Source organism: Nonomuraea basaltis (genome assembly GCF_005893125.1).
GTDB classification, from domain to species: Bacteria; Actinomycetota; Actinomycetes; order Streptosporangiales; family Streptosporangiaceae; genus Nonomuraea; species Nonomuraea basaltis.
In genome coordinates this window covers 1-16,428 of the sequence record NZ_VCJS01000099.1, presented here as the reverse complement: position 1 = coordinate 16,428, position 16,428 = coordinate 1, and the positions used below count along the sequence as shown (strand labels likewise).

The window sequence follows — 16,428 nt, the reverse complement described above, 5'->3', positions numbered from 1 at the left end:
GTACGGACATTTCGTGATTTGTCAGCCCTTCACGGCGCCGGCTACCAGGCCGGAGACCATGCGCCGTTGCACGAGAAGGAAGAAGACGACGACCGGAATCGTCATCAGGGTGGAACCGGCCATGATCGCGCCCCAGTCGACGCCCTTCTGACCGAAGAAGTACTGCAGGGCCACCGGCATCGTGTACCCCTCCGAACCCGACATCAGATAGAGAGCGAAGACCAGGTCGTTCCACGCGGTGATGAACGAGAAGATGCTCGTGGCCACCAGACCGGGCGCGACCAGCGGGAAGAGCACCTTCCAGAAGGTCGTCATACGCCCCGCGCCGTCGATCCAGGCCGCCTCCTCCAGCGACTTGGGCACCGCGGCGACGAACGTCCGCAGCATCCAGACGCCGAACGGCAGCGTCAGCGCGACCTGGGTGACGATCAGCCCGATGAGCTGGTCACCGAGCCCGACCCGCTTGACCATCATGTACAGCGGGATGAGCAGACCCTCCGACGGCAGCATCTGCACGATCAGCAGCACGACCAGGAAGGTGCTGCGGCCCTTGAACCGGAAGCGGGCGATGGCGGTGGCTGACAGCAGGGCGAAGGCCGAGCCGATGAGCACGGTGCCGAGCGCCACGATGGCGCTGTTGCGCATGTAGAGCCAGATGGAGTTGTTCGCGACGCCCTCGGTCAGCACCCGCGCGAAGTGGTCGAAGGTGAAGTGCGTGGGGAACGGGATGAACTCCGTGGTGAAGATCTGGTCGTTCTCCTTGAAGCCGGTGGAGACCATCCAGTAGACGGGGAACACGGCGTAGAGGAAGACCAGGACGCCGGCCGTGTTCAGGAGGATCTTGCCGAGCCTCTTGCGTGCGAGGGGGGTCACATCTCCTCCTGCTTCACGATCTGCCTGACGTACACGACGGTGATGACGAGCAGGATGATCGTCAGGACGACGGAGATCGCCGCGCCGGTGCCCAGCTTCTGCGGAGGCTTGAACGCCTCGGCGACGGCGTACATCGACAGGTTGAAGCCATCGCGATTCGTAGGACCGTTCATCAGCACGTAGAGCTGGCTGAACACCTTGAAGTCCCAGATGATCGACAGGATCGTCAGGACGGCGAACACGGGCTTGAGCATCGGCACGGTGATCTTCGTGAACGTGCGCCACGGTCCGGAGCCGTCCACCCTGGCCGCCTCGTACAGCTCGGCGGGGATGCCCTTGAGCCCGGCCAGCACCGAGACCGCGATGAACGGGAACCCGGCCCACACCACGCACACGACCAGCGCGACGTAGAGGGGGAGGGTGTCGTTGAGCCAGGGCTCGCCGGTCCAGTCGGAGCGGCCGAACACCAGCGTCGACAGACCATCGGGGAGGAGGTTCAGCGCCCAGTTGACGATGCCGGCCTCGGCGTCGAAGAGGGAGCGCCAGATGACGCCCTGTGCCACGGGCGGCACGGCCCAGGCGAACATGCATCCGATGACCACGAACAGCGACATCTTCCTGCCGAGCCGGTGCAGCAGCACGCCGACCGCGGTGCCCACGATCAGCGTGAGGCTGACGGCGACGAAGGCGAACGCCACGGTGTTGCGCAGGGCCGACCAGAAGATGTCGTTGCCGAGGACCTTCTCGAAGTTCCCCAGGCCCACCCACTCGGCCGGCCTGGTCCCCCTGATCTGCGCCAGGCCGACCTTCTGGAAGGCCATGACGCCCAGCTGGAACATCGGGTACAGCAGCAGTCCGGCGATGACCAGTAGGCCGGGGATGAGCAGGACGTACGGGATGCTCCAGACCGGCATCCCGCTGGCCCGCACGCGCCCGTCGTTCTTCTTCCGCCGGTGCCCCGGGGCGGGGGAGGAATCCCCGCCCCGGGTGACCGTAGTAGTGTCCGCCATCGTTACTGGTTCAGGATCTCTTCGAGTTCCTTGTTGGCGTCAGCGAGGGCCGTGGTGGTGTCCTTCTTGCCCTCGATGACGGCCCGCGCGGCGTTCTGCAGCACGGCCTTGGTCGCGTCGGCCTCGGACCAGTTGGCGTCCGCGGGGAAGGCCCTGGCCTTGGCGAACGCCTGGGCGAAGGGGCCCTGTGCCGGGTCCTCGTTCAGCGCGGCGAGGGTGTCCGGGTAGACCGGGAGCAGGCCGCCCTCCGTGGCGTAGCGGTCGGCCCAGGTCTTGCTGGTGGCGAGCTTGATGTACTCCTTGCCGAGGTCGGCCTCCTTGGTGCCGCCCCACAGCGCGATGTCGTTGCCGCCGAAGAAGGACGGGGCCACACCGCCGGTCTTGGCGGGCAGCGGGAAGAAGCCGAGCTTGTCGCCCTTCAGCTTGCCCTTGGAGTCCTCTTCGATGCCGGACAGGTCCCAGGCGGCGGTGAGGTACATCGCGACCTTGTTGTTGGCGAAGCGCTTGCGGATGTCCAGGGTGTTGAGCGTCAGGTTCGCCTTGCTGGACAGGCCGCCGCTGACCAGGCCGGTGTAGGTCTCGAAGCCCTTGGCGAAACCGGGGTCGGTCAGCTTGCCGACCCACTTGTCGCCTTCCTTGGCGGCGTACTCGCCGCCCTCGGACCAGGCGAACGCGGCCAGCAGGTGGTTGGCGTCCGAGCCGCCGTTGAAGGCGAAGCCGTCCACCCCCTCGCCCTTCTCCTTCTGGAGCTTCTTGCCGGCGGCGACGAGCTCGTCCCAGGACTTCGGGACCTCGATCTTGAGCTCCTTGAACCAGTCCTTGCGGTAGAGCACCGCCCGCGCGCCGGCTCCCCACGGCACGGCGTAGATCTCGCCGTCCACGGTCTCGTAGCCGTAGAGGTTCTCGGGGATCTGTGCCCGGTCGCCCTCGCGGGCGACGTCGGTGATCGGCGTCAGCGCGTCCTGGCTCTGCCACATGGGCACCTGGTCGTTGCCGATCTCGGTGACGTCCGGGCCCGTGCCGGTCGCGGCGGCGGCGAACTTGTCGGCCACCTGCTGCCACGGGATCCACTCGAGCTTGACCTCAGCGCCGGTCTGCGTCTTGAACTCGGCGTTGAGCTCTTCCATGTACTTGGCCGCGGCCGGGTTGCTGTCGCCCAGGCGCCACACGCTGAGGGTCTTGCCGGCGTACTTGGGGCCGCTGGCGGGGGCGGCCGCGCTGGGTGAGGACGAGGGCGCCTCACTCGAGCCACAGGCGGCCAGGCCCAGGGCCAGGGCGGCCGTGGTGACCGTAGTGGCTGTGATCTTCGCGATCCTCACAGGGTTCTCCCTTCCCGGGTGCCGGCCTAGGGTCCGCACCAGGCTGATCGTCAATGCCGAACGATGCTGTTAAACTAACAAGAAACTTTCTTAAAAGAAACGCTCGTTAGGGATTCGTGACGAGAGGGGTGCGGTAATGAGTCGAAGCCCGGGGATCCCCCGGCTGCTGCGCAGGTTGAACGATCGCGCGGCACTCGAGCTCCTCCTCGTGGACGGTCCGCTGACCCGGGCCGAGCTGGGGGAAATGACGGGGCTCTCCAAGGTAACCGCAGGTCAGCTGCTTGCTCGCCTTGAGGAGAGAGGGCTGGTCGAGGTCGCCGGAGAGCGGGCGGGAGGCAGAGGGCCGCACGCCGCCCTGTACGCCGTGGTTCCCTCCAGCGCGTACGTCGCGGGCCTGGAGGTGCTGCCCGACAGCCTCAAGGTAGGTGTGGCGGACATCACAGGGAGGATCGTCGTCGAGATCACCCTCAACCCCTCCGACGGCGGTGACCCGGTCAAGGCCGTCCACGCGGCCGTGCGGCGCGCCTGCGACGCGGCGAACGTCAGCCTGTCGCGATTGCGTGCGTTCGTCATCGGCACCAGGGGCGTCGTGGACCCGGGCAGCGGCGACGTGCGCTGGTCGTACGACCTGCCGGCCTGGCACGTCGGCGTGCTGGCCAGCCTCCGCGAGACCCTCGGCGCCTCCGTCACCATCGAGAACGACGTCAACCTCGTCGCGCTCGCCGAGCACAGGTACGGCGCCGCCGTCGGCCACGACGACTTCGTGGTCATCTGGGCGGGCATCGGCCAGGGCCTCGGCGTCATGCTGGACGGCAAGCTGCACCGCGGCATCACCGGGGGCGCCGGCGAGATCGGCTGGCTGCCGGTCCCCGGGGAGCCGCTGCCCGCCGACGTCGCTCAGCCCCAGTCGGGCTCGTTCCAGCGCCTGGTGGGCCACGACGCGCTGCGCGGCCTGGCCCGCGAGCACGGAGTGTCCGGCGCCACGGTGCCCGACCTGGTCCGCAACGGCAACGAGGGCTACCTGGACGCGGTGGCGGCACGCCTGGCCGTGGGCGCGGCGGCCGTGACCGTGGTGCTCGACCCTGGGTTGATCGTGCTCAGCGGCGACGTCGGCCGGGCGGGCGGCGAGCGGCTGGCCGCCAAGGTGCAGGAGGCCGTGGCCCGGGTGTGCCCGAGCCAGCCCACCGTCGTGACGACCAAGGTGGCCGGCAACCCGGTGCTGCGCGGCGCCCTGGTGGCGGCTCTGGAGCAAGCCCGAGAGCAGGTTTTCTCCGACACTGTGTGAGAATTTCTGCCCATGTGGCAGACCTCGAACGATGTCGTGCTCATCTCGGACCCCAGGGTGAGCGCGATCCCTGTGCGGGAGTGCGGCGAGCCGCTGGCGGACATGCGCGGGCGGCTGCGCGTGGACCGGCGGCTCGCCGACGGCGAAGGCGCGTACGCGCACCTGCGCTCCGGCTTCCTCGACCGGCTGGAGCGGGCCGGGCGCCGGCTGCCGGAGGGCTTCCACCTGCTGATCGTCGAGGGCTATCGGCCGATCGAGACGCAGCGGCGGATCTTCGACGCGTACCGGGCCGAGCTCCAGACCGCATTTCCGGAAATGTCGCCTGACGAGTCATATGTCGCCGCGAGCCGGTACGTTTCCCCGGTCGAGGTCGCCCCGCACACCGCCGGCGCCGCCGTGGACCTGACCCTGTGCGGCCCCGATGGCGTCGAGTACGACATGGGCACCCAGGTCAACGACAACCCGGAGGAGAGCGACGGCGCCTGCTACATGGCAGCCCCGAACATCTCCGCCGACGCTCGCGCCCACCGCAAGCTCCTCGCCGACGCCCTGGAGTCCACCGGCCTGGTCAACTATCCGACCGAGTGGTGGCACTGGTCGTACGGCGACCGCTACTGGGCCATGTCCACCGGCTCCTCCCACGCCCTCTACGGACCCGTAGGCTTTCCTGGTTGACAACCCTTTGTTGGGAGAGTTTTCCGCGTCCTGTGGTATGGGCACAACCTCATGCGGAGACGTGTGGACTCCCCAGCGAGGTGCAGGCATGGTTCCGCTGATCGGGATCGAAGAGGAATACCTCGTCGTAGATCCCCGCACCCGCCACGTGGCTCCCCGGGCGGCCGAGGTCCTGGCCGCGACGACGGGCATGCTCGACGTGGTGCACGAAATCACCAGATTCCAGGTGGAGGCCCGCACACCGCCCTCCACCGATCTCAGCGAGCTGGGGTCGCAGCTGCGCGCCGTGCGCAAGGAGGTGGCGGGCGCGGCGCGCTCGTGCGGGCTGGCGGTCGTCGCGAGCGGCATCCCCGTGCTGGGGGACGTCGCGTCGCCACCGCTCACCGACGAGACCCGCTACCTGCGGGGCAGGGTGCTCTACCGCGCGTTGCAGGACGAGATCACCATCTGCGCCCTGCACGTGCACGTGGACGTGCCCGACCGGGAGCACGCGGTCTATGTCGGCAACCACCTGCGGCCCTGGCTGCCGACGCTGATCGCGCTGGCCGCCAACTCGCCGTTCTTCGCCGGCCGCGACACCGGGTACGCGTCGTGGCGGGTGATCAGTTGGGGGCGGTGGCCGGTCTCGGGCGCGCCGCCGTACTTCCCGTCGTACGCCGACTACGAGCTGGCCGTGCGCGCGCTGGGGGAGTCGGGCGCGCTGATGGACCCGAAGACGGTCTACTGGGACACCCGCCCGTCGCCCAGCCTGCCCACCGTGGAGATCAGGGTGGCGGACGTGCCGCTCGACGTGAGCGACAGCCTCACCCTGATCGGCCTGGTCCGTGCCCTGGTGGTGACCGCGCTGGCCGCGGTGCGGCGGGGCGACCTGGGGTTGCCCGTCTCGTCCGAGGTGCTGCGCGCCGCGTACTGGCGTGCGGCCCGGGACGGGCTGCTGGGCGACAGCCTGGACGTGCGGCACGGGACGCTCGTGCCGGCGCCGGTGATGGCGGGGCGCCTCCTGGAGCACGTACGCCCGGCGCTGGCCGAGGCCGGCGACCTGGCGTTCGTCCAGGAGGGCCTGGACCGGCTGCTGCGCCAAGGCTCGGGGGCGATGCGCCAGCGCCGGGTGCACGCCCGGGGCAACGACCTGGCCGAGGTGGTCGACGACCTCATCGAGGCGACGGTCGCCTGACGCACGGTCAGGTCCGCCCACCGCAGGGCCAGGTCGCTCAACGCAGGGCCAGCGCGACGGCCACGCCCAGGCCGAAGGCGACGACCACGCCCCGCAGGACCTTGGCCGACATGAGCCTGGCCAGCCGCGCGCCGATGAACCCGCCCGCCAGACTGGCCGGCGCGATCGCCACCACCGCCTGCCACTGCACGGCCCCGAACAGCGAGAACGCCACCACCGACACCGTGCTGACGACCAGCGCGAGCACGGCCCGCACGGCGTTGACGCGATGCAGGCCGTCGTGCAGGAACATGCCGAGCACGGTCAGCAGCAGCACACCCATGCCGCCGTTGAAGTACGCGCCGTAGCACCCGCCCAGGAACACCCCGGCGTACACGAGCCTGCTCGGCGGCTCGTCGCTCTCCCCGCCGAACCACCGGCGCAGCCACGGCTGCGCCAGCAACGCGAGGCTGGCGAACGCCACCAGCCACGGCACGATCGACTCGAACAGCCGGCCCGGCGTGAGCAGCAGCAGCGCACTCCCCGCGCCCGCGCCCAGCACGGCCGTGGCGCCCAGCGCCGCCGCCCGGCGCCGCTGCCCGCGCAGCTCGGCCCGGTAGCCGAGCACGCCGCCCAGGTAGCCGGGCCACAGCGCCACCGCGTTCGTCACGGACGCGGTCAGGCTCGGATAGCCGAGCGCCAGCAGGGCGGGGAACGAGATGAGCGTGCCGCCACCGGCCAGTGCGTTCACCATCCCGGCCAGCAGACCTGCACCCACCAGGAAGAACAGGTCAGGTGTCATCGGCCGGCGGCGTAGCCCTGGGCGCCACGCGGGTTGGCGGCGGCCTTCAGGAATCCGCCGTCACGGGCGACCGCGCTGAGCCTGCCCAGCGTCCACGGGCCCTGGACCTCGACCTCGTGTCCGCGCCGCCGCAGCTCCGCGATGACGCCCGGGTCCACGCGCTCCTCGACGTGCAGGACGCCGGGGCGGGAGCCGCGCGGGAAGAACGAGCTGGGGAAGTGCTCGGAGTGGAACATGGGGGCGTCGATGGCCTCCTGCAGGTTCAGCCCGCCGTGGACGACGGCCAGGAAGAAGTTCAGGCTCCACTGGTCCTGCTGGTCGCCGCCCGGGGTGCCGAACGCCAGCCACGGCCGGCCGTCCCTGAGCGCGAACGACGGCGACAGCGTGGTACGCGGCCGCCTCCCGGGACGCAGCGACGCGGGCAGCCCGTCCTGCAGCCAGAACATCTGCGCCCGCGTCCCCAGGCAGAAGCCCAGCTCGGGAATGGTAGGGGAGCTCTGCAGCCAGCCGCCGCTCGGAGTGGCCGAGACCATGTTGCCGTGGCGGTCCACGACGTCGATGTGGCAGGTGTCGCCGCGTACCGACCCGTCGGGGGAGACCGTCTGCTCGCCGCCTGCGCTCGCGCCGACCGTCGGCTCGCCGACGCCCTGTGGGGAGCGTGCTCCGGAGATGCCGGGAGCGCTGCTCGCCGTGCCGGCGGCGGGGTAGTCGGGCAGTCTGGGCGCGCGCCCGCCCGGAGCGCCGGGCCGCAGCTCCAGGCTGGCCTCGGCGCCGATCAGCCGTCGCCGCCCGACGTTGTACGTCTCGTCCAGCAGGTCGAGCATGGGCACGTCGGCGTCGCCGTACCAGGCCTCGCGGTCGGCGAAGGCCAGCTTGGCGGCCTCCGTCACCGTGTGCACGTAGTCCGCGCTGAGGTGGCCCATCGCATCCAGGTCGAACCCGTCCAGCAGCGCGAGCTGCTGCAGGAACACCGGCCCCTGCCCCCACGGCCCGGTCTTGCACACGGTGTGGCCGCGGTAGCCGAAGGTGACCGGCTCCTCGACCGACGCCGACCAGCCCGCCAGGTCGTCGCCGGTGAGCAGCCCGCCGTGCACCCCGCCCGAGCTGTCCCGCCAGGCCGTCTTGGCGCTGAAGCCGGCGATCGCCTCCGCCACGAAGCCCTCGTACCAGGCCCGGCGGGCGGCGGCGAGCTGTCCCTCACGGGTGCTGGACGCGGACTCGGCCTCGGCGACCAGCCGCCGGTAGGTTGCGGCCAGCACGGGGTTGGCCAGCCTCGACCCGGGCGTGGGCACGTTGCCGCCGGGCAGCCACGTCGCCGCCGACGTGGGCCAGTCATCGGTGAACAATCCCTCGACCGACTCGATCGTGGCGGCGATGCGCTCCAGCACCGGCACGCCGTGCTCGGCGTAGTGGATCGCGGGCGTCAGCACGTCGGCGAGCGTCCAGGTGCCCCAGCGCTCCAGCATGAGCAGCCACCCGCCGAACGCCCCCGGCACGGTGGCCGCCAGCAGCCCCGTGCCGGGCACGATGTCCAGGCCCAGCTCCGTGAAGCGCTCGATGGTGGCCGCGGCGGGCGCCACGCCCTGCCCGCACACCACGGACACCTTCTGCTCCGCCTCGCTCCACAGCAGGATCGGCACCTCGCCGCCGGGGCCGTTCAGGTGCGGCTCGGCGACCTGCAGCACGAATCCGGCGCTCACCGCCGCGTCGAAGGCGTTCCCGCCGCGTTCCAGCACTCCCATGCCGGTGGCCGAGGCCAGCCAATGCGTGCTGGCGACCATGCCGAAGTCGCCCGTCAGCTCGGGCCTGGTGGTGAACAAACTCTCTCCTCTATCCGATCGCGGCCGCGTCGGGGACGCGGTCCGCGGTTACAAGATGGCATGCGGCCGGATGGCCGTTCCCACGGGGATCGTCCAACGGGGGCTCGTCGGTACGGCAGGCGTCGTACGCGAGCGGGCACCGCGTGTGGAACCGGCACCCCGCGGGCGGATCGACCGGGCTCGGCACGTCCCCGCCGAGCACGATCCTGTGCCGTTCCCGCTGCCTGACCGGGTCGGCCACCGGGGCCGCCGACAGCAGCGCCTGCGTGTACGGGTGCCGCGCCCCGGCGAAGATCTCCGCCGTCGGCCCTGACTCCACGATCTTGCCCAGATACATGACGGCGACCCGGTCGGCCAGGAACTCCACGACCGACAGGTCATGCGTGATGAACAGGCACGAAAACCCCATGTCCCGCTGCAGATCCGTGATCAGGTTGAGCACCGATGCCTGCACCGACACGTCCAGCGCCGACACCGGCTCGTCGGCCACCACCAGCTTGGGCTCCAGGATCAGCGCCCTGGCCAGCCCCACCCGCTGCCGCTGCCCGCCGGACAGCTCGTGCGGGAACCGCGAGCGCATCTCCGCGCGTAGCCCGACCTTCTCCAGCATGGCCGCCACGCGCCCGGAGGTCTCGCGGCGGTCGGCGACCTTGTGCCTGAGCAGCGGCTCGCCGACGATCCGCTCGATGGTGAAGCGCGGGTTGAGCGAGGAGTACGGGTCCTGGAAGACCATGTGGACGTCCTTGCGCAGCGGGCGCATGGCCCGGCGTGACAGGTGCGTGATGTCGCGCCCGTCCAGTTCGATCCTGCCGCCGGTGGGCTCGGTCAGCCGCAGCACGCACTTGCCGACCGTGGACTTGCCGCTGCCCGACTCGCCGACCAGCCCGAGCACCTCGCCCTGGCCGATCTCCAGCGACAGGCCGTCCACGGCGCGCACGGGGCCGTAGTGCTTGACCAGGTTGTCGATCCGCAGGATCACTGCTCGCCTCCAGGGTGGAAACAGGCCGCCAGATGATCGGGCGCGTGCCGTTCGAGCGGGGGCCTCAGCGTGCGGCAGTCGGCCTGCGCGCGCGGGCAGCGGGCCTGGAAGGTGCACTCGTCCGGGTCGGTCAGCGGCGAGGGCACCATGCCGGGGATCTCCGACAGGCGGCCGTTGACGGCGGCGGACGGCAGGGCCTTCATCAGCCCCAGCGTGTACGGGTGCCGCGGGTTCGCGAACAGCTCGGTCACCGGGGCCTGCTCGACGGCGCGGCCGGCGTACATGACCACGGCCCGGTCGGCGATGTCGGCCACCACGCCCAGGTCGTGCGTGATCAGGATGATCGCCGTGCCGAGCCGGTCGCGCAGGTCGCGGAACACGTCCAGCACCCCCGCCTGGATCGTCACGTCGAGCGCCGTCGTGGGCTCGTCGGCGATCAGCACCCGGGGCGAGCAGGCCACCGCGATCGCGATCATCACGCGCTGCCGCATGCCGCCGGACAGCTGGTGCGGGTACTCCTTCATCCTGCGCAGGGGCGCCGGAATGCCGACGAGTTCCAGCAGTTCGACGGCCCGGCTCCGGGCCGCCCGGCGTGAGAGGCGCTCGTGCCTGCGCAGCACCTCGGCGATCTGGTATCCGACGGCGAACGACGGGTTGAGCGAGGTCATCGGCTCCTGGAAGACGACGGAGACCTCCTTGCCGCGCACGTGCCGCATGTCGGCCTCGGGCAGCGTGGTCAGCTCGCGCCCGTCCAGCGTGACCGATCCGGAGAGCCGGGTCGTGTCGGGCGGCAGCAGCCGGGGCACCGACATCGCGGTGACCGACTTGCCGCAGCCGGACTCGCCGCACAGCGCCAGGATCTCGCCCTCGTCCAGGGTCAGCGAGATGTCCCTGACCGCCTGCACCAGGCCGTCCTCGGTGTCGAAGCCGACGGTCAGGTCGGTGATCTCCAGCAGGCTCATCGGCCGCTCCTCGGGTCCAGGACGTCGCGCAGCCCGTCGCCGAGCAGGTTGAAGCCGAGTGTGGCCAGCGCGATCATCAGCCCGGGCCAGATGGCCAGCCAGGGCGCATCGCCCAGGTATTGCTGCGCGGTCGTCAGCATCACGCCCCACGACGCCGTCGGCGGCTGCACGCCGAGCCCCAGGAACGACAGGGTGGACTCGCCGATGATCGCCGCCGGGATCGCCACCGTGGCCTGCACGATGAGCGGGCTGGCGCAGTTCGGGAGCACGTAACGGAAGATGAGGTACGCGTCGCTCGCGCCGTCGGCGATGGCCGCGGCCACGTAGTCCATCTCCCTGACCGCCAGCACCTCGCCGCGGGTGATCCGGATGACGGCCGGGAGTTGCGCGAAGCCCAGCGCCAGCACCACGCCCTTCAGCGACGGCCCGATGATCGCCGCCAGTCCCACGGCGAACACGAGGAACGGGAACGCCAGCGTCACGTCCACCAGCCGCATCACGACCGGATCCAGCCAGCGCCGGTAGAACCCGGCGACCAGCCCGATCGGGATGCCCGCGACCATCGCCAGCAGCGTGGACAGCACGCCGGCCTGCAGCGACACCTGGGCGCCGTGCGTGATCCTGGCGAAGGCGTCCCTGCCCAGGTCGTCGGTGCCCATCGGGTGCGCGGCCGACGGCGGCGCCAGCGTGGCCAGGTAGTCCTGCGCGGCCGGATCGCCGGTCACCAACGGGCCCACGAGCGCCAGCAGGATGAACGCGGCCACCAGCACCAGTCCGGCCATCGGCATCGGCCGCCGACGGAAGCGCCGCCACATCCGGCCGCGCCTCATGGACACCGCGAGCGTGTCAGTCATGGCGGGCTCCCGACAGCCTGATCCGGGGGTTGAGGAACGCGTAGGCGATGTCGACCAGCAGGTTGACCAGGACGTACCCGAGTACGGTGATCAGCACGACGGCCTGGATGACCGGGTAGTTCCTGGTCAGCACCGCGTCCACGGTCAGCTTGCCGAACCCGGGGATCACGAAGATCTGCTCGGTCACGACGGCGCCGCTGATCAGCGCGCCGAGCTGCAGGCCGAGCACGGTGACCACGGTCGTCAGGCTGTTGCGCAGCGCGTGCGCGCCCACGACCTTGACCTCGGACAGGCCCTTCGACCTGGCGGTCCTGACGTAGTCGGCGGACAGCGCGCCCAGCATGGCCGAGCGGGTCTGCCGCATCAGGATCGCCGCGAAGCCGGTGCCGAGGACGAGCGCGGGCAGGATCATGCGCTGCAGGTTCGCGGCGGGGTCCTGGGTGAACGGGACGTATCCGGAGGCGGGCAGCACCCGCCAGGTGACCGCGAACAGCAGGATGCCGAGCAGGCCCAGCCAGAAGTGCGGCACCGACAGCCCGGCCAGGCCGAATCCGGTGGCCACGTAGTCGGCGATCCGGCCGCGGCGGACGGCCGCCACGATGCCGGCGCCCACGCCGACGACGATGGCGACGAGCATGGCCAGCGCCGACAGCTCCAGCGTCACGGGCAGCCGCTCGACGATGATGTCGAGCACCGGGAGCTGGTCCTGCGTCGAGCGGCCGAGGTTGCCGGTGAGGGTCTGGGCGACATAGTCGACGTACTGGGCGGGCAGCGGCTTGTCCAGGCCGAACTCGTGCCGGATGGCCGCGACGACGGCGGGCGAGGCCTCCTCGCCCGCCATGACCGTGGCCGGGTCGCCGGGCAGCGCCCTGATCCCCAGGAAGATCAGGACGCTGGCCAGGAACAGCACGATCACCGCCGAGCCGCAGCGCCGGAGGATGAACCAGAGCATCAGGCGGCGATCCCGGCGGTGACGAAGCGCGGCAGGCCGTCCTGGAAGTACTGGACGCCGGCGACGGTCTTGCTCATGCCCAGGTAGTACTTGCTGTGGTACAGGTACACGACGCCGCGCAGCTCGGCGGCCTTCTTCATGGCGGCGGCGTAGAGTTCGGCGCGCTTGGCGGGGTCGGACTCGGCGGCGGCCTGCTTGATCGGGTCGTCGATGCCCGGGTCGGACATGCCGCTGTAGTTGTTGCTGCCGCGGCTGGTGACGAGGTTCGTCAGGTTGCCGTCCAGGTCCACGCGGCCCGACCAGCCGTTCAGCAGGGCGTCGAACTTGCCGGACTTGCCCTGCTCCAGCGTGCTGACGAACTCGGCGGTCTGCACGCTCACGTTGAAGCCCGCCTCCTTGGTCATCTGCTGGATGACCTGCGCCAGGCGTACGTTGGTGGCGTCGTTGGGGCTGGTGAGCGTGACAGGGATCGGCGTCGGCACGCCGCTGGCCTGCACGAGCTGCTTGGCCTTGGCCACGTCGCGCTTCGGGCACTGCAGGTCCTTGGCCCGGAAGGGACTGTCCAGGGGCGCGGGGAAGCAGTCCGGCTCGTACAGGCCGTTGTAGACGGTCTTGTTGATGAGGTCGCGGTCGAGCGCCAGCTCGAACGCCTCGCGCAGCTGGGGGCTCTTGCCGAGCGCCGTGCTGACCGCGCCGGGCTGCTCGGTGGAGCCCTCGGCGTTCGCGATGTTGATCGTGATGCCGTAGTAGCCGAGGCCGCCTCCGGCGACGACGGTGAGGTTCGGGTCGGCCTGCACGCCCTTGACCGTGGTCGTGGCGAGCTGGTCGGCCACTTGCACGTCGCCGGACTTCAGGTTCGCGGCCCGTACGTTCGGGTCCACGATGATTTTGTATACGAGCTGGTCGAGCTTGACCTTGGCCGCGTCGTAGTAGTCCGCGGACCTCTCCAGCACGATCTGGCTGCCCGAGGTGCGGCTCACGAACGTGAACGGCCCGACGCACACCGGGCTCGCCCCGAAGTTGTCTTCGTTGGCGTCCAGCGCCTTGGGCGACATGATCATCCCGGCGCGGTCGGCGAGCTGCGCGGTCAACGGGGTGAACGCCTGCGTCAGCGTGAGCCTCACGGTCGAGGGGTCGACCACGGTGACCTTGGACACCGCCGCCAGGTCAGCCTGGCGCGCGGACTTCTCCCAGGTGCGATGGCGGTCCAGCGACTTCTTGACCGCCTCGGCGTCGAACGCCGTGCCGTCGTTGAACTTCACGCCCTCGCGGAGCTTGATCGTCACCTCCTTGCCGTCTCCGGAGACCTCAGGCAGGGCACTGGCCAGCTGCGGGATCAGGGTGGCCGTCGCGTCGATGTCGTAGAGCTTCTCGCACATGTTCGCGAACACCTCGCGGCCCACCAGCGTGGTCGCGGTGCTCGGGTCGAGCGCGTCGGGGTCGGCGTTGAGCGCCACGTTCAGCGTGCCGCCGCCCTTGACCGGCCGGTTGTCGGCCGAGGCGTCGGCTATCGAGGGAGGCGCCGCGGGCGTGCTGCTCCCGCCGCCGCCTCCACCGCAGGCCACCAAGGCCAGGGGGAGGGCGGCGAGTGCCGCGACGAGCCTGGGGGACGGTCTCATGGGGGCCTCCGTGAAAAGGGTTAGGAGACTGTATACAAGACCTTACATTTCAGTGGTGTTTCATGACACTGTGTTGTTATCTAGGCTTTTTCTAATCGTTCGGGTGTTTTGCTGTGCGGCCGACCGCCGCCAGGAACGACCGCCTGGCCGCCGCCACGTGCGCGACGGCCCTGGCCTGCGCCTCGTCCTCGTCTCCCGCCGCGATCGCCTCGCACAGGCTGAGGTGCTCCGACCAGGAGTGCGGGCCGCGTGCGGAGGCCGTCTGACTGAAGATCCACTGCGCCCGCTGCAGCATCGGCTTCATCATCAGGCTGAGGTACGAGTTGCCCGTCGCCTCGCCCACCGCCAAGTGGAAGGCGGTGTTGAGGTCGGCCACCTCTGCCAGCCGCCCGTCCTCCACCGCCTCCTTGGCCTGCTCCAGCACCCGCCGCAACCGCTCGGCCGAGGCCGGGGTCCGCTTGCGCGCGGCCAGCCGGGCCGCGAGCCCCTCGATCGCCATGCGCACGTCGAAGAGCTCCTCGCCCTCCTCGGCGGACAGCCGCGCGACCGTGGCGCCCAGGCGGGGGACGACCTCGATGAACCCCTCGGCGGCCAGCACCCGGATGGACTCGCGCACCGGGTTGCGCGAAACGCCGAGCAGCGCGGCCAGCCGGTCCTCCACCAGCCGCTCGCCCTGGGCCAGCTCGCCGGAGAGGATGCGGCGCCGCAGCTCCCTGGTGACCTCGTCGCGCAAGGTCCGATGGGCCGCGCCCAGCGTCACATCAGTCATATCGGGCAATCGTATACAGAGAGGTCAGCTCTTCCGGTCGGGATACCAGTCGGCCTCGGTCGGCTCCCTGCCGACCTCCCACATGCGGTCGAACTCCGCCTTGAAGTGCTCGAACCAGAAGTGGTCGCGGCCCGGGGTGACGGTGAAGACCGGGTCCCGGCCCGCCGAGCGGTGTGTGCCCAGCTCGACGTGGATCACGCCGTCGTCGTCGCCGGCATCCAGCAGGACCAGCCCGAACGCGGGGACGAACGGCAGGAACCGCACCTCGATGGAGCCCTCCAGATCCCGCAAGAAGTAGATCGTGGACTTGACCCGGTGCTCGAAAACGTCGGAGTGGCCGGGGATCGTGCTCCTCCTCGCGGCCTCTTCCGGCACCGTGCCGTTCGGATCGATCAGCAACACCTTGACCGAGGCCCCGCGCCCGAGGCTCTTCCGCAGGTCGTCGACATGGGCGCGGACCGTGCGGCTCAGCGTCACCCCGGCGAAGCGGATGTCGTCGGCCCGGGCGACGCGCTCGTCGAGCCCCTTCTTCACGGTGGTCAGGAAGGCCTCACCGGCGAGCCTCTCCTCCACCAGGCGGTTGAGGGCGGCGACCCGCGACTCGAGGTCGGCGACCTGGTGCCTGGGGCCGAGCGCGTTCACGGCAACCAGGGCCAGAGTGGCGAGCGTGGCGGCGCCCACGACCTTCGAGTCCACGGTGCCGAAGACGCCGAGCACGCCCACCGCCAGCGCGATGAGCGCGGTCAGATAGATCTCGAGATTCTTGCCGGTGCTGAAGTCGGCGCGTAAGCGCTGCAGAGGCCCCATGGCACTCAAGTCTCCACCCCCTCCGGAGCTGTACACGACCCACCGCGTCCGGACACGGCCGAGGCCCCTCCACCTGCCGCATTCACCACGGGCGGAGGCGCCCGGGCGCCTCCGGGACAACGTGGCCGCGCTTCACGTCGTGGGCGGCGGCCTCATCCGCGGCACCGACTGGGGAAGGCGCTGGTCAGGCCCGCAGGCGCAAGCCCCGGGGGGTCGGATGGAACCCGGCCGCCTCCAGAGCCGCCGCCAGGGGCGACTCGATGATCGAAGCGCCGTCGGCCCGCTCCACGGTCAGCTTTCCGAGTGCTCCGTCTCGTACGGCGAGGGCCAGCGCGTCCACGGCCGGCTGCAGCCGCTCGTCGTCGGCGAACGACAGCAGCGTCTTGCCGCCCCGTTCGACGTAGAGCACCAGATGGCCGTCGACCAGCACGACCAGCGATCCGGCCTTCCTGCCCGGCTTGTGGCCGACGTCACCGGGGTGCTGCGGCCACGGGAGTGCGGCGCCGTACGGGTTGGCCGGGTCGGCCGCGGCCAGCACCACGGCCCGCC

Annotated in this window: 16 protein-coding genes; 3 read left to right on the top strand and 13 right to left on the bottom strand. The window is 70.5% G+C overall.

Annotated elements, in window-relative coordinates; translation table 11 throughout:
• Positions 1 to 21 precede the first annotated feature (21 nt).
• The 3 genes from EJK15_RS36725 to EJK15_RS36715 are packed head-to-tail and all read right to left on the bottom strand — an operon-like array spanning position 22 to position 3,202.
• On the bottom strand, positions 22 to 873 hold the full coding sequence (locus tag EJK15_RS36725) for a carbohydrate ABC transporter permease (RefSeq protein WP_138715082.1): 852 nt from the start codon (positions 871 to 873) through the stop codon (positions 22 to 24).
• Positions 870 to 1,883 carry a carbohydrate ABC transporter permease gene (locus EJK15_RS36720; RefSeq protein ID WP_138715081.1) on the bottom strand — a complete coding sequence of 338 codons (1,014 nt, stop codon included), beginning with the start codon at positions 1,881 to 1,883 and terminating at the stop codon, positions 870 to 872. Before EJK15_RS36720 ends, EJK15_RS36725 begins: the two co-directional genes overlap by 4 nt.
• A 2-nt stretch (positions 1,884 to 1,885) precedes the next feature.
• Entirely contained in the window at positions 1,886 to 3,202 is a 1,317-nt protein-coding gene (locus EJK15_RS36715; protein WP_138715080.1) for an extracellular solute-binding protein, read from the bottom strand.
• A gap of 136 nt (positions 3,203 to 3,338) precedes the next feature.
• Between EJK15_RS36715 and EJK15_RS36710 the strand changes: the two genes are divergently transcribed.
• The 3 genes from EJK15_RS36710 (at position 3,339) to EJK15_RS36700 (ending at position 6,336) form a co-directional block, all read left to right on the top strand.
• Positions 3,339 to 4,487, top strand: a complete 1,149-nt coding sequence (locus tag EJK15_RS36710) for an ROK family transcriptional regulator (RefSeq protein WP_138715079.1) — start codon at positions 3,339 to 3,341, stop codon at positions 4,485 to 4,487.
• 12 nt (positions 4,488 to 4,499) lie between these two features.
• Positions 4,500 to 5,162 (top strand): M15 family metallopeptidase, encoded by a 663-nt coding sequence (locus EJK15_RS36705; RefSeq protein ID WP_138715078.1) that lies wholly within the window; start codon positions 4,500 to 4,502, stop codon positions 5,160 to 5,162.
• 88 nt (positions 5,163 to 5,250) lie between these two features.
• A complete protein-coding gene (locus tag EJK15_RS36700) occupies positions 5,251 to 6,336 on the top strand; it encodes a carboxylate-amine ligase (RefSeq protein ID WP_138715077.1) in 1,086 nt (361 codons plus the stop codon).
• Positions 6,337 to 6,373: 37 nt separating this feature from the next.
• Here the strand turns inward: EJK15_RS36700 and EJK15_RS36695 are convergent, their stop codons facing one another.
• The 10 genes from EJK15_RS36695 to EJK15_RS36650 all read right to left on the bottom strand — a co-directional run.
• Positions 6,374 to 7,117 (bottom strand): sulfite exporter TauE/SafE family protein, encoded by a 744-nt coding sequence (locus EJK15_RS36695; RefSeq protein WP_138715076.1) that lies wholly within the window; start codon positions 7,115 to 7,117, stop codon positions 6,374 to 6,376.
• Positions 7,114 to 8,898 carry a gamma-glutamyltransferase family protein gene (locus tag EJK15_RS36690; protein ID WP_206061323.1) on the bottom strand — a complete coding sequence of 595 codons (1,785 nt, stop codon included), beginning with the start codon at positions 8,896 to 8,898 and terminating at the stop codon, positions 7,114 to 7,116. Before EJK15_RS36690 ends, EJK15_RS36695 begins: the two co-directional genes overlap by 4 nt.
• Before the next feature lie 49 nt (positions 8,899 to 8,947).
• Positions 8,948 to 9,916 carry an ABC transporter ATP-binding protein gene (locus EJK15_RS75060; RefSeq protein WP_240777446.1) on the bottom strand — a complete coding sequence of 323 codons (969 nt, stop codon included), beginning with the start codon at positions 9,914 to 9,916 and terminating at the stop codon, positions 8,948 to 8,950.
• The gene (locus EJK15_RS75055) at positions 9,913 to 10,878 is read right to left on the bottom strand and encodes an ABC transporter ATP-binding protein (protein ID WP_138715074.1); all 966 of its coding nucleotides are present in this window, start codon (positions 10,876 to 10,878) and stop codon (positions 9,913 to 9,915) included. Before EJK15_RS75055 ends, EJK15_RS75060 begins: the two co-directional genes overlap by 4 nt.
• Positions 10,875 to 11,732, bottom strand: a complete 858-nt coding sequence (locus tag EJK15_RS36675) for an ABC transporter permease (RefSeq protein ID WP_206061322.1) — start codon at positions 11,730 to 11,732, stop codon at positions 10,875 to 10,877. The genes EJK15_RS75055 and EJK15_RS36675 overlap by 4 nt, the downstream gene beginning before the upstream one ends.
• A complete protein-coding gene (locus tag EJK15_RS36670) occupies positions 11,725 to 12,684 on the bottom strand; it encodes an ABC transporter permease (protein ID WP_138715073.1) in 960 nt (319 codons plus the stop codon). Before EJK15_RS36670 ends, EJK15_RS36675 begins: the two co-directional genes overlap by 8 nt.
• A complete protein-coding gene (locus tag EJK15_RS36665) occupies positions 12,684 to 14,303 on the bottom strand; it encodes an ABC transporter substrate-binding protein (protein ID WP_138715072.1) in 1,620 nt (539 codons plus the stop codon). Before EJK15_RS36665 ends, EJK15_RS36670 begins: the two co-directional genes overlap by 1 nt.
• A 91-nt stretch (positions 14,304 to 14,394) precedes the next feature.
• On the bottom strand, positions 14,395 to 15,072 hold the full coding sequence (locus EJK15_RS36660) for a GntR family transcriptional regulator (protein ID WP_138715071.1): 678 nt from the start codon (positions 15,070 to 15,072) through the stop codon (positions 14,395 to 14,397).
• 24 nt (positions 15,073 to 15,096) lie between these two features.
• The gene (locus EJK15_RS36655; RefSeq protein WP_138715070.1) at positions 15,097 to 15,879 is read right to left on the bottom strand and encodes a hypothetical protein; all 783 of its coding nucleotides are present in this window, start codon (positions 15,877 to 15,879) and stop codon (positions 15,097 to 15,099) included.
• 184 nt (positions 15,880 to 16,063) lie between these two features.
• Positions 16,064 to 16,428 (bottom strand): hypothetical protein (locus EJK15_RS36650; RefSeq protein WP_138715069.1); only part of this gene is annotated, 365 nt, incomplete at its 5' end.